General features: G+C 62.3%; 8 protein-coding genes. 2 read left to right on the plus strand and 6 right to left on the minus strand.

The features are described from left to right. Positions 1-48: 48 nt before the first annotated feature. From FLM52_12350 to FLM52_12360, 3 genes are all read right to left on the minus strand, one after another. Complete coding sequence (locus FLM52_12350; protein NVN56569.1) at positions 49-3,963, minus strand: AAA family ATPase; 3,915 nt, start codon at positions 3,961-3,963, stop codon at positions 49-51. A 78-nt stretch (positions 3,964-4,041) separates the two neighbouring features. Continuing rightward, positions 4,042-4,752, minus strand: coding sequence for a tRNA-(ms[2]io[6]A)-hydroxylase (locus FLM52_12355; GenBank protein ID NVN56570.1), 711 nt, complete (start codon positions 4,750-4,752; stop codon positions 4,042-4,044). 118 nt (positions 4,753-4,870) lie between these two features. Then, positions 4,871-5,365, minus strand: coding sequence for a DUF1289 domain-containing protein (locus tag FLM52_12360; GenBank protein ID NVN56571.1), 495 nt, complete (start codon positions 5,363-5,365; stop codon positions 4,871-4,873). Positions 5,366-5,784: 419 nt separating this feature from the next. Between FLM52_12360 and acnB the strand changes: the two genes are divergently transcribed. Further along, positions 5,785-8,388: a bifunctional aconitate hydratase 2/2-methylisocitrate dehydratase gene (gene acnB, locus FLM52_12365; GenBank protein NVN56572.1), complete on the plus strand. Its 2,604-nt coding sequence runs from the start codon at positions 5,785-5,787 to the stop codon at positions 8,386-8,388. A 181-nt stretch (positions 8,389-8,569) separates the two neighbouring features. On the opposite strand, the gene FLM52_12370 is transcribed toward acnB, so the two are convergent. Further along, the gene (locus FLM52_12370; GenBank protein NVN56573.1) at positions 8,570-9,190 is read right to left on the minus strand and encodes a porin family protein; all 621 of its coding nucleotides are present in this window, start codon (positions 9,188-9,190) and stop codon (positions 8,570-8,572) included. A gap of 334 nt (positions 9,191-9,524) precedes the next feature. Between FLM52_12370 and FLM52_12375 the strand changes: the two genes are divergently transcribed. Beyond that, positions 9,525-10,025: an RraA family protein gene (locus FLM52_12375; protein ID NVN56574.1), complete on the plus strand. Its 501-nt coding sequence runs from the start codon at positions 9,525-9,527 to the stop codon at positions 10,023-10,025. Positions 10,026-10,114: 89 nt separating this feature from the next. Here the strand turns inward: FLM52_12375 and FLM52_12380 are convergent, their stop codons facing one another. Next, positions 10,115-11,347 carry a dicarboxylate/amino acid:cation symporter gene (locus tag FLM52_12380; GenBank protein ID NVN56575.1) on the minus strand — a complete coding sequence of 411 codons (1,233 nt, stop codon included), beginning with the start codon at positions 11,345-11,347 and terminating at the stop codon, positions 10,115-10,117. Positions 11,348-11,830: 483 nt separating this feature from the next. Beyond that, entirely contained in the window at positions 11,831-14,167 is a 2,337-nt protein-coding gene (ppsA, locus tag FLM52_12385; GenBank protein ID NVN56576.1) for a phosphoenolpyruvate synthase, read from the minus strand. Positions 14,168-14,226 lie beyond the last annotated feature (59 nt).

Genomic DNA, 14,226 nt, shown 5'->3' on the forward strand with positions numbered 1-14,226 from the left:
CGGCAGCGGGGCTTTTCTCTCACGTTCTTACAGCGCCAGACGCTTCGCTCAGGCCGGTGACGATGCCTTGCGGCGCGCACGTCCCTCGGCGATCTCCACCAGCTGATGCCAGCCCAGCACCGCGGGGGCATCGGCGCTCGGCAGCCCTTCCAGCAACACCTTCAGACGCTGACACCGCTCGGCATCATGGGCATCGACCAGACGCAGCCAGGTGGCAAGCCCCATGGCTTCATGGTGGGTGTTTTCCTGCTCGATGGAGTAGGACAGCCCCTGCTCGATCAGGGAGCGCACCTTCTCCATCGGCAGCCCCTGAGCACTGCGCAGGCTCGCGACCAGATAGCTGACCTCTGACAGGTAGAAGGAATTGCGCTCCTGGGCGACCAGCAGCACCTTCTCCATGTACTCCTCAGCGGCAGCATACTCGCCCAGCGCCATCACGGCGTCCATGTACCACAGATTGGGACGCTGATGACGCTCGCGACCGGTCAGTTCCGCGAACTCGTTCATGCTCGACTGCAGCATGGACAGGCCATTGCGGTCACCATTCATCGCCCGCGCCCAGCCCAGCACACCATGCGCGGCCATGTGCCAAAGGTGAAGGTCCGCTGAACGCGTCACTTCCAGGGCCCGCTCGGCACGCTGGGTCGCCAGATGGGTGTGGCCCAGCTGGCGATACAGGGAGGTGGAGAACATCAGTGCCATCGCCAGCGAACCGGGCTGACCGATCTGCTCGGCCATGCGAATCGCCGCCTCGGCCTGCTGCTCGGCCTTCACGTAGTCGCAGCGCAGACACGATGTCCAGCTCTGCAGACAGGAGGCCGCCACCTGCGGGTGATCGCTGAACGGCAGCCATTCGAGCACCATCGGATGGTTGACCGGATCGATCTCATCCAGGTGCTCGCCCGCCACACGCACGCGACCGGCCCAGAACTCGCAGTGGGCACGCGCATAATCGGCCAGGCGACGATAGCGATCATCGGAAAGCTCTTCCGCCAGCTCGCTGAGGCCCGAGGCCAGCGCGAAGGCATCGGCGTGGGCATGACGCTCGCTGCAGCCGACCCACAGACCCCATTTGACGATGAAGGCCTGTTCAAGGTCCGGCTCATCGTCCTCGACCAGCGCAGGACTGCTGAGCAGGTTGCGTGCCTGCACGAAGCTCTCGTGGGCAATGCGTGAGCCATGGCCCTCCAGCGCGAAGCCGGACTGACCGCGTACCGTCAGCAGGCTGACCTCGCGCTCTTCCTGTCCATCGACATGCTTGAGGCAAGCCAGGCCGTTGTCCGCCATCCTGAGCGCGGTGCGGTTGGCGCTGATCTTGAGCGCCTCGCGCGCCGAGAGCTCGAAGTAACGCGCGGCACGGCTGAAGTTCTGCGACTTGCGCAGGTGAACGGCGAAGTAGCCGGGGTGACGACTGATCCAGGCGGGATACTTGTCCTCGATGAGCGCGACCACCTGATGGTGAATCCGGCGTCGCACATCCCGCGGACATGACAGATAGGCCGCTTCCTGGATCAGCTGATGGGTAAACTGGTAGTCGAATTCACTGTCGCTGCCGCAGGCCTCGATGATCTCCAGACGCTGCATGTTCTCGATGGCGCGCTTGAGGCGGCCCTCTTCGAACTCACAGCTCTGGCGCACGAAGCTCAACTTGAAGACACGCCCCAATACCGCGGCGGCGTGAGCGACATCGCGCCCTTCTTCCAGCTGATCGATACGACTGGAGAGCAGGCCGATCAGGCCCTTGGGCAACTCGTCGAGCTGCACCGGGCGCCCTTCGCGGCGGTCCATGTCGAGACGACGGCAGATTTCCTGCAGGTAGAGCGGCACGCCATCGCAGCGCTCGATGAGCTGACTGCGCATGCGCGGACTCAGGTGCAGGCGATAGCGACGTGACAGGTGCGACAGCAGGCGCGAGACCTGCATCGGATCGAGGCGACCCAACGCGATGTACTGGTCCCAGTTGAGCTTGACTGCCAGGCTGTCGCGACCGTTGTGGCTTGCGGCCAGCATGAAGCCGATGTTGATCGGCAGACGCGCCTGCAGGCCAGCCAGTACCTTGAGCGACGGCTCGTCGAGCCACTGCAGATCATCGATCATCATCACCAGCGGGCGCAGGCTGGCTGACTTCTCGATCACCAGATGCAGCACACGCACGACGCGTTCGACCGTCTCACTGGACTGGATCAACACCTCGTCTTCCGTGGTGTCTTCCGCCGTGCCGAGCACCGCATGGAAAGAGCGACGCACTTCCTCGCTGATACCCTGCAGCGCCTCGGAGGACTCGAACAGCTGCTCGACGCTTTCGCGATCGATATTGCCGTCCAGACGCCAGCGAATCAGCGCCGTCACGACACTGTAGGGCTCCAGCTGCGAGAGGCGCGTGGTCGGCATCCAGCACAGCCCGACATCCTGGCTCTGCTCCAGCTGACGAAAATTGACCATCAGGGCCGACTTGCCCATGCCGGTGTTGCCACTGACCAGCACGCTCTGGCGCAGGCCGATGCTGGCGCGAGCCAGTGCATCGCGCAGACGACGCAGCTCGCCCTCGCGACCAATCAATGTCGGCAACGAGGATTCGCGAGTAGCGACGCTGCTGCCCAGCACCAGCGCGCGCAGACGCACGCGACCGTCAGCGGCCAACAGGCGCGAGGTCAAGCGGGGCTGCAGGTCCAGTGCCGGCGGCATGTGCTGGCTGGCTTCCTGGGAGATCACCAGCTCGCTGCCTTCGGCGGCGGTCATCAACTCGAGGGAATATTGCGTGACCTGACCCAGCGGATCGGCCAGCTGACGCTCCGGCAGGTAGATGACCTGACCGGAGTGCAGGCCCGCCGACAGCGAGAAGACCGGCGGCTTGCCTTCGCCGTCCCACAGCTTGGCGATCTCATCGGGGATCGCCTTGCTGCAATGTTCATAGAGCGCGACCAGCTCGGCGAGCTGATGCGCCGGGCCGTGGGTACCGAAACATGCCAGACCCACGCCCCCCGTGGCACCCGGCAGCCAGAAGCCCCCCAGGTGGTGGCACTGCTGCTCCAACCAGCGCAACAGCTCGATCTGCAGCGTCAGGCAGGCACGCGCCCAGACGCGGTCACGATGGCTGTCCTTGACGCTCAGGCGTATGGCCATGACCGACAGCTGACGGTGATCGATTTCCTCTTCGCGCAGCGGCGCGCTGTCCAGCGACAGGGTCCGTGAGATGGCGCCCTGCGGCGTCATGGAGCTCATGGTCTCGCTCTTGCCATCGGACCAGTAACGCGCCAGTTGCAGGAAGCCGGGGTCCGGCTGCTGGCCGGAGAGCGCCAGCTGCTGCAGGAAGGCATTGAACTGCTCATGGGCCGCGGCCGACTGACCGCCTTCGGCCAGCTGACGCACGAGACGCTCATGGAAGGGGCCGTAACCGGAGAAGCGGCTGACCAGCGTGCGCAGCACATCATCGGGCAGCGGTTCATCCGTGGCCAGCACCCGCTCGGCGAACTGGATGACGCGCTGACGCCACTCGCCACGCACCTTGATCATCCAGCGCTGGAAGTCAGGGCACTGGGTCAAGGCGAGCTCCTCGACCAGATCGCCACGATACAAGGTGAGAATCTCTCCCAGGGTGGCGACGGAGGGCGGTGCCAGCAGCAGGCCGTTGAGCTCGTCGAGATCAAGCTCCCAGTGCTCCGGCAGCGAGAGCGCGATAGTCTGACGCGACACCGTCAACAGATTGTCGGCCTCGTCGCCGAGACTCTGACGCAGACAGTGCAGGGCGTGGCGAAGGTTGGTCCGTCCGGAAGACAGCCCCTGATCCGGCCAGAGCAATTCCGCCAACCCGGCACGGGAGACGGCCTGATCATGCAGCAGCAGATGCAGAAGTAGCGCCTTGACCTTGTCGTAGCTGAACTGAGTCAGCGTGTCATCACCCAACGTCAGCTGGAAATGTCCCAGCAGTGCCAGTTGAGCTTGACCAGATGTTTCCTGCGTCATGTGTCATCCATTTCAAAGTCGCGAACGAAACGCCAGCCCTGCCACGGCGCCGGTGATCCCCTGTCCTTGATCCTTGCCTTAGTCTCTCGTGCCTTGATCCATCGCGTCCCGGCCCACCCTGACCGAGGCGCGCGCTGCCCGTCGTGCGCTCGGCTGACCACTGTGGAAGCGGAAGACAGCGTCGGGGGTTTCGATCAGCTCTCGTTCCACTTCACGTAGCACCGCGAGACGGGGGGCCAGTGGTTCATTGGTGTATTGCTCTGCCAACATGAGGTAATCCTCATAGTGACGTCCTTCTGACTTAACCAAAGTGCGATAGAACTTTGCAAGCTCTGGTTCCAGATACGGGATGAGGCGCGCGAAGCGCTCACATGACCTTGCCTCTATCAGGGCGCCGATCAGCAGGATGTCCACCAGGCGTTGCGGGTCTTCGTCCCTGACCTGCTGGCGCAAGGCTTCGGCATAGCGCGAGGCCTTGATATGCCGATAGGCGATGCCCCGCTTCTCCATCAGCCCGACCACCTGCTCGAAGTGCAGCAGCTCTTCGCGCGCCAACTGTGACATCTTGGTCAACAGCAGTGGCCGGTTCACGTAACGGTACATCAGGCTCATGGCGGTGGAGGCGGCTTTCTTCTCGCACTGCGCATGATCGATCAGCAACAGCTCCGGATTCTCAAGCGCCGCCTCGACCCAGCTCAGGGGCGTCCTGCAGGGCAGAAAGACCAGCAGTGACGCCGGCAGCAAGGCATCGGTATCTTCATCGCTTGGCTCCTGCGACGCTGCAATCATGTACGTCCCGGCCTCACTCTCGCCATACTGCCCAGCATGAACATCATCATGCTGCCTGCTCTGCTCAGGCGCAATCACATTGCGCTCGGTCACGTCGGTCATTGAATTCATTATCACGTCAGTCTTTTGTCTCGCTCGCTTGCGTCTGCTGCTGACTGACAGGAGACACCTCAACGACGGAGTTCATATCATTATCGGCACGCTTTGCCGCTTCCACCATGATTTCATCGTTTATATGAGCAAAAAGCTGTTCGGGCTCAAGTGCTCGCGCATGATCCAGTGGCGCGATGCCATACGCTGACAGGTCCTTGATGCGGGTACGCCCGACACGCAGCAGCTCAACGGCGCGTGACAGAGCCGACTGCTCGGCACGGAAACGGATGCGATGGCGGGTAAGCTGCTCGGCCAGCATGGCGTCATCGGCGACGCGCAGCCAGCGGGCGGCGACCTGACTGCGCAGCTCGTCCAGTGCCAGCATGCGCTGGGCGCGCTGGTCACTGTCATAGCCGAACCAGGCCAGGATCTCATGATCATGACGCTGGCAGCCGCGACAGACGCTATCGCCGACCGTAGTGGAGCAGACACCTACGCAAGGAGAAAGAATACGGCTCATGTTGCCCTCGGGGAGGCGGAAAGTGTGATTCGGGGTACCCCCCATCATACCGTGCGTACCCGAGAGCCGACAGCATCGCGCCGCGTGCGCTAAAAGGGCCCCTTGTCAGCGGCGTGCTGGGCGTCATCAGCGCGTCATCAGGGTTGCCGCATAGTGTTTTCTCAGCGTGACTTCCTGACAATCAGATGAAATATCAGGATGTTATGCCGCAATAGGCGACCAAAGTCTCAGCCCCCGCCACTGGGCGCTCCTTAACATTGTCGACAAAGTTGAGTAGACTCGCATTCGCCCCGTAGCGCCTGATTCGCTCGCAATAAGACGCTTGAATTACCCGCAAGAAGCCTCGAGGTGCCATGCCCTGCGTCTTCAAGACGACTGGCCCGCGCATTTCGACACGATTACAGATGAGGGTCTCCCACGTGCTTGAAGCCTACCGTCAACAGGTTGAAGAACGCGCCCAGCAGGGCATCCCGGCAAAGCCGCTGAATGCCGAACAGACCGCCGAACTGGTCGAACTGCTCAAGAACCCGCTGGCCGGTGAAGAAGAGTTCATCCTCGATCTGTTCACCAATCGCATTCCCCCGGGCGTTGATGAAGCCGCCTACGTCAAGGCTGGCTTCCTGACCGCCATCGTACGTGGCGAAGCCGCATCTCCGCTGATCGACAAGACACATGCCGTCAAGCTGCTTGGCACCATGCAGGGCGGTTACAACATCGCCACGCTGGTCGAGCTGCTGGACGATGAGAGCCTGGCCAAGGAAGCCGGCGAACAGCTCAAGCACACCCTGCTGATGTTCGACGCCTTCCACGATGTCGCAGAGCGCGCCAAGGCCGGCAACGCCGTCGCCCAGGCCGTGCTGCAGTCCTGGGCCGACGCCGAATGGTTCCTGTCCAAGCCGGCGCTGGCCGAGAAGATCTCGCTGGCCGTCTTCAAGGTGCCGGGCGAGACCAACACCGATGACCTGTCTCCGGCGCCTGACGCCTGGTCACGCCCGGACATCCCGCTGCACGCCAACGCGATGCTCAAGAACCCGCGTGAAGGCATCAGCCCGCAGGAAGATGGCGTCGTCGGCCCGCTGGCCCAGATCGAGGAAGTGAAGGCCAAGGGCTTCCCGGTCGCCTACGTCGGTGACGTGGTCGGTACCGGTTCTTCCCGCAAGTCCGCCACCAACTCCGTGCTGTGGTTCTTCGGCGACGACATCCCGTTCGTGCCCAACAAGCGCGCTGGCGGCTTCTGCATCGGCAACAAGATCGCCCCGATCTTCTTCAATACCATGGAAGATGCCGGTGCCCTGCCCATCGAGATGGACGTCGAAAAGATGGCCATGGGCGATGTCATCGACATCTACCCGTACGAAGGCAAGGTCTGCCGTCACGACACTGACGAAGTCGTCTCCACCTTCTCCCTCAAGACTCAGGTCCTGCTGGATGAAGTGCGTGCCGGCGGTCGTATTCCGCTGATCATCGGTCGCGGTCTGACCGACAAGGCGCGTACCGAGCTGGGTCTGGAAGCGTCTGACGTCTTCCGCCTGCCGGAGCAGCCCAAGGACACCGGCAAGGGCTTCACCCTCGCGCAGAAGATGGTCGGCAAGGCCTGCAACATGCCGGGCGTGCGTCCGGGCATGTACTGCGAGCCGAAGATGACCACCGTCGGCTCCCAGGACACCACTGGCCCGATGACCCGCGACGAGCTGAAGGACCTGGCATGCCTGGGCTTCCAGGCCGACCTAGTGATGCAGTCCTTCTGTCACACCGCCGCCTATCCGAAGCCGGTCGACGTCGAGACTCACCACACCCTGCCCGACTTCATCATGAACCGCGGCGGCGTCTCCCTGCGTCCGGGCGACGGCATCATCCACTCGTGGCTGAACCGCATGCTGCTGCCGGACACCGTCGGTACCGGTGGTGATTCCCACACCCGCTTCCCGATGGGTATCTCCTTCCCGGCGGGTTCTGGCCTGGTGGCCTTCGCCGCCGCCACTGGCGTGATGCCGCTGGATATGCCGGAATCCATCCTGGTGCGCTTCAAGGGCGAACGTCGTCCGGGCATCACCCTGCGTGACCTGGTCCACGCCATCCCGCTGTACGCCATCAAGCAGGGTCTGCTGACCGTCGACAAGGCCAACAAGAAGAACGCCTTCTCTGGCCGCATTCTGGAAATCGAGGGTCTGGAAGATCTGACGGCCGAACAGGCCTTCGAGCTGTCCGACGCCTCTGCCGAGCGTTCCGCCGCCGGTTGTACCATCACGCTGTCCGACGAGAGCGTGACCGAGTACCTGAAGTCCAACATCACCCTGCTCAAGTGGATGATCGCCAACGGTTACGGCGATGCCCGTACCATCGAGCGTCGTATCGCGGGCATGGAAGAGTGGCTGGCCAATCCGAGCCAGATGCGTGCCGACGAGAACGCGGAATACGCCGAGATCATCGAGATCGACCTCTCCGAGATCGACCAGCCGGTGCTGTGTGCGCCGAACGATCCCGACGATGCCCGTCTGCTGTCAGACGTCGCCGGTCAGAAGATCGACGAAGTCTTCATCGGCTCGTGCATGACCAACATCGGTCACTTCCGTGCTGCGGGCAAGCTGCTCGAGAAGCAGCCGGCCGGTAGCCTGAAGACCAAGCTGTGGCTGGCTCCGCCGACCAAGATGGACCAGCACCAGCTGACCGAAGAAGGCTACTACGGCATCTACGGCCGTGCCGGCGCACGCATGGAAATGCCGGGCTGCTCGCTGTGCATGGGTAATCAGGCACGTGTGGCTGCCAAGTCCACCGTGGTGTCCACCTCCACGCGCAACTTCCCGAACCGTCTGGGCGACGGCGCCAACGTCTTCCTGGCATCTGCCGAACTGGCGGCCATCGCGGCCGTGGTCGGTCGTCTGCCGACCGTCGAGGAATATCAGGGCTACATGGGCGAATTCGATGCCATGGCGGGCGAGATCTATCGCTACCTGAACTTCCATGAGATCGAAGAGTTCCAGAACGCCGCGTCCAACGTGATTCCGGTCACCCAGGAAGCCTGATCAGGCGGGGAGTCATGCCCCTGCATGGCTCCCCTCTGACAGCAGCATTGGCATCATGCAACTGGCGTCATGCCAGACAACGAAACGGGCCGCCCCTCAAGGGACGGCCCGTTTTTTCATGCCTGCGACAAGCTCATTTTTTCATGCCTGCGATAAGCTCAGTGGATGCAAGCGCCCTGCCTCAGAACTTGTAGCCGACCGAGGCGGTGAAGGCATCCACCTGATAATCGCTGTCGAAGTCATAGCGCTCGTACTCGGCACGGATCAGGAACGGGTCCAGATTGACCTGTGCGCCGGCGCCATAGACCGGATCAAAGCCGTCGTTGTCCTTCAGGTCGACGCTGGAATTGCCCAGATTGCCGTCGACATCGGTTTCCCACTTGGCCATCCCCGCCTTGGCGAACAGCGAGAAGTACTGACCGATGGGCAGGATACCCACCACGTTCACACCATAGGCCTTGGACTCGAGATCGGTATTGCTGAACTCATTGCCCTTTAGCTGGACGGTCCCCAAGTCGGTGTAGAAGGCCTCAGTGGCGAAGTACGGATTGTACTGATAGCCCACGAAGGCCTTGTAGACATTGTCGTCATCATCCACATCGAAGTCATCGCTGCCGGATTCGATGAAGTCACCGGCCTCATCGGAATCATCGTTCTCAAGGCTGGAGAAGCCGGTACCGGCACCGATGTAGAGACCTTCGCTGGTTTTGCCTGCTGCCTGAGCGTGGCCACTGAGCGCCAGAGCGAGAGCGGCGAAGGAAACGGTAGCCAACGGGGCGGCCAGAAGACGTGACTTGCTCATGTATTGCTCCTTGATCCAATGGGCGGCACAGGCAACAGCCGGCCGGACACTGACGGTAAAACGGCGCCTGTCATGGGTTGCAGAAGCATCGTCGTAGATATAGAACAGTGTTTCAAGAGTGGCGTTTTGACTACTTGTCACGTCGCCAGTCAGCAACATGTCCTCGTGTCCTTCCCGCCCCCTCCACTTGCGCGTGCCCGAGACCCACTTAGCCCTTCGCACAGGTGCAAAGCCCTGGCGCATCGGGCATTCTCGACGTTGTGGCATTGCAGCAATCGCCAGCGCTCCGTCCCTCAAGCGGCCTGCCGCGGCCGACCAGCACAAGGAATACGACATGACGCATCCCATCTCCACCCCCGACCTCTGCGATGAGTTCCCCGACGTGCAGGTGCTCGAGCCGCTGTTCATCAATTACGGCGGCGTCGAGTCCTTCGGTGGCGAAGTCGTGACCATCAAGTGCTTCGAGGACAACTCGCTGGTCAAGGAAGCCGTCGCGGAGCCCGGCGCAGGCCGCGTCCTGGTCGTCGATGCCGGCGGCTCGATGCGCTGCGCGATGCTGGGCGACATGCTCGCCGAACAGGCCGCCAAGAGTGGCTGGGCCGGCGTGATCATGTATGGCTGCATCCGCGATGTGGATGAGATCCACGCCACCAATCTCGGCGTGCAGGCACTGGGCTGCTATCCGCGCCCCAGCATCAAGCGCGGCGAAGGCCAGCGTGATATTCCGATCACCTTCGCGGGTGTCACCATCGCGCCTGGCGACTACCTCTATGCCGACAACAATGGCGTCATCACCGCCAAGGAAGCGCTGATCCGTACCCAGCCGACGCCCTGAGTCGCCGTCTCGCACCGCTGTGTGCGCCGCAATGAAAACGCCCCCGCAACCAGGCAGGTTGCGGGGGCGTTTCGCGTCAGAGTGAGGGCTCAGCGAGTGCTGGCGGGCTCAGCGGCCTGCGAACCAGCTTGAGCACTGGCCTGAGAGTCCGCAGCCGTATCATCGGCGCGCGCGAAGCGGTCCACCACGGCGGCGCAGGCAGCGTCACCAGTGATGTTGAGCGCGGTACGCGTCATGTCGAAGATACGATCCAGCGCGAACAGCAGCGGCAGGCCTTCGATGGGAATACCGGCCGCCAGCAGCACGGCGACCACCAGGAACGACGGCCCCGGTACACCGGCCTGCCCGATGGCCCCCAGAGTCGCGGTGAACACGATGGCGGCGTAGGCGGAGAATCCGAGATCGACATCGAAGACCTGGGCGAAGAACATCGCCACCAGCCCGTAATAGATGGCATTGCCGCTCATGTTGATGGTCGCGCCCAGCGGCAGCACGAAGGCAGAGGTGGCATTCTTGAGGCCCAACTCCTTCTCGCAGACTTCCATGGTGACCGGCAGGGTCGCCATGGAAGACGCCGTGGACAGCGCGACGGCCTGCGGCTTCTTCATCGCGGACATGAAGCGACCCAGCGGCACGTCAGAGCCGAACTTGACCACCAGTGGGTAGAACACGAAGCCGTAGATGAGGATGGCGCCCATATAGACGAGAAACAGCTTCATCACCAGCGTCAGTACATCGAAGCCGAAGGTGCCGACGGCGTCCGCCATCAGGCCGAAGACGCCGATCGGCGCGATCAGCATCACCACGTTGATCATCCACACGAAGGCTTCGATGACGGTGTTCAGGCCTTCGATCAGCGGCTTGCCCCGCTCACCGGTCTTGGACAGGCCAATGCCGAGGAACAGGCAGAACACCAGGATCTGCAGGATATTGGCATCGGTGAGTGCACCGAAGATATTGGTCGGCACCATGCCAAGAATGGTGTCCATCACGCCCGGCACGTTACCCTTGTCCGCATAGGCATTGGAGAACATGCCCTTGGCGCTTTCCAGGTCCACTCCGCTGCCCGGCTGGAAGACATGCCCCATCACCAGCGCCAGCATCACGGCCACGGCCGAGGTCAGCATGAAGAAGGCGAAGGTGGAGAGACCGATCTTGCCGGCGGAAGGGCTGTCACCCAGATTGGCGGCGCCCGACACGATGGAGACCGCGATCAGCGGCACGACCAGCATCTTGATCAGGTGAATGAACAGCTCGCCCAGTGGCGCGAACATCGAGGCGTCTTCGCCCATGTACGCCCCGACACCGGCACCCAGGATCATGGCGATGACGACCTGGACGCCGATGTTTTTCCATAAAGACTGTTTCACGTTACGACTACCTTGGATTGTGTCTGAAAGGTCGGTTGTTGCGTGCCACCGCGTTGCTGGCTACCGGTGAGGCCTGCCGTCATGGTCACCATGGACTCATGGTCGCCTTGGACTCATGGTTACCTTGGATTCATAGGCACCATGAATATTGTGGTCAGCAGGGTGGCTGGGATTATAAATGACTGCCTTTTTTACATAAGACAGAAGGATAATCCTTTAGTCGCGCAATCGAGATCATTTTGTTGCTATTTGTTACTAACTGACGTCTTTGGGCCGCATTCTCCCCCATTGGTCTAATGTTTGAGCTGACCAATCTTTCAGGTTTCAGGCCACGAAACGAAAAGCGCCCACCGCACGTCGAGTGCGATGGGCGCCCTGGGTGACAACGACTGTCTGCGCCTCAGCGCGTCAGGTCACCGTCGTGGGGAGTCTGGGTCATACCAGCTCCTTGTCCGCCAGCATGAACCAGGTTTCCAGCACGGAATCCGGGTTGAGGGAGACACTGTCGATGCCCTCTTCCATCAGCCACTTGGCAAGCTCCGGATGGTCTGACGGGCCCTGACCACAGATGCCGACATACTTGCCCTGCGCCTTGCAGGCACGAATCGCCATCGACATCAGCTGCTTGACCGCCGCATTCCGTTCATCGAACAGGTGGGCGACGATGCCGGAGTCACGGTCCAGCCCCAGGGTCAACTGGGTCAGGTCGTTGGAGCCGATGGAGAAGCCATCGAAGTGCTCGAGGAACTGGTCCGCCAGCAGCGCGTTGGTCGGCAGCTCGCACATCATGATGACACGCAGGCCGTTCTCGCCACGTACCAGACCATTCTCGCCCAGCAGCTTGATGACCTGCTCCGCCTCGCCGGTGGTGCGCACGAAGGGCACCATGATCTCGACGTTGGTCAGGCCCATCTCGTCACGTACGCGCTTGAGGGCACGGCACTCCAGATCGAAGCAGTCACGGAAGGTGTCGGAGACGTAGCGCGAGGCACCACGGAAGCCCAGCATCGGGTTCTCTTCGCCCGGCTCATACATCTTGCCGCCGATCAGATTCTCGTACTCGTTGGACTTGAAGTCCGACATGCGCACGATGACCTTCTGCGGGTGGAAGGCGGCCGCCAGGGTGGAGATACCCTCGACCAGCTTGTCGACGTAGAAGTCGACCGGGCTTGCGTAGCCGGCAGTGCGCGCATCAATGGTCTGCTGCAGGTCGATGGGCAGGGTGGCGTAGTCAAGCAGCGCCTTGGGGTGCACGCCGATCATGCGGTTGATGATGAACTCGAGACGCGCCAGGCCCACGCCGGCATTCGGCAGACGCGAGAAGCTGAAGGCGCGGTCCGGGTTGCCGACGTTCATCATGATCTTGAACGGAATCTCCGGCATCTCGTTGACGCTGGTGACGGTGCGATCGAAATTGAGGATACCGTCATAGACGTGACCGGTATCGCCTTCGGCGCAGGAGACCGTCACTTCGCGGCCTTCGGCAAGCACCGAGGTCGCGTCGCCACAGCCGACCACAGCCGGGATGCCCAGCTCACGCGCGATGATCGCCGCGTGGCAGGTACGTCCGCCACGGTTGGTGACGATGGCGGAGGCGCGCTTCATGACCGGCTCCCAGTCCGGATCGGTCATGTCGGTGACCAGCACGTCGCCGACCTGCACCTTGTCCATCTGCTCCGGGTTGTCGATCACGCGCACCGCACCCTGGCCGATACGCTGGCCGATGGCACGTCCGGTGACCAGAGTGCGGCCCTTCTCGCGCAGCTGGAAGCGCTCGAGGTTGCCGCCCTCTTCCTGGCTGACGACCGTTTCCGGGCGCGCCTGGACGATGTAGAGCTTGCCGTCGTCGCCATCACGCGCCCATTCGATGTCCATCGGACGCTGGTAGTGCTTCTCGATGATCATGGCCTGGCGCGCCAGTGCCTCGACATCGGCATCGCTGATGCAGAAACGGTGGCGGTCCGGCACCGGCACGTCGACGGTCTCGACGGAACGGCCCGCACTGGTGTCGTCGGTGTAGACCATCTTGATCAGCTTGGAGCCCAGGTTGCGGCGCAGTACCGCCGGGCGGCCAGCGGCCAACGTGGTCTTGTGGACGTAGAACTCGTCAGGATTGACCGCGCCCTGCACCACGGTCTCGCCCAGGCCCCAGGAGCCGGTGACGAAGACGGCGTCGCGGTAGCCGGATTCGGTATCCAGGGTGAACATCACGCCGGAAGCGGCCGTCTCGGAGCGCACCATCTTCTGTACGCCGGCAGACAGTGCGACCAGTGAGTGATCGAAGCCCTTGTGCACGCGGTAGGAAATGGCGCGGTCGTTGAACAGTGACGCGAACACCTCGTGAACCGCACGCTTGATGTTGTCGAAGCCTTCGATGTTGAGGAAGGTTTCCTGCTGACCGGCGAAGGAGGCATCCGGCAGGTCTTCCGCGGTGGCGGAAGAACGTACGGCGACCTTCAGGTTCGGGTGTCGGGTCTGAAGCTCGGCATAGGCACGTTCCATCTCGGCCTCGAAGGCCGGCGGCAGCGGCGTGTCGATGATCCACTGACGGATCTCGGCACCGACGCGCGCCAGTTCGACCACGTCGTCCACGTCGAGAGCATCGAGGGCAGCATTGATACGCTTGTCGAGGCCTTCGTGGGCCAGAAACTCGCGATAGGCAAAGGAGGTCGTTGCAAAGCCGCCGGGCACGGTGACACCGGCATCGGCCAGATTGGAGATCATCTCACCGAGCGAGGCGTTCTTGCCGCCAACGCGATCAACATCGTTCATGCCGAGCTGATCGAAATCGACGACGTATTCGGATGTGGCTTGCTGTGACAAGGGAACCC

Source organism: bacterium Scap17 (assembly GCA_013376735.1).
GTDB lineage: Bacteria > Pseudomonadota > Gammaproteobacteria > Pseudomonadales > Halomonadaceae > Cobetia.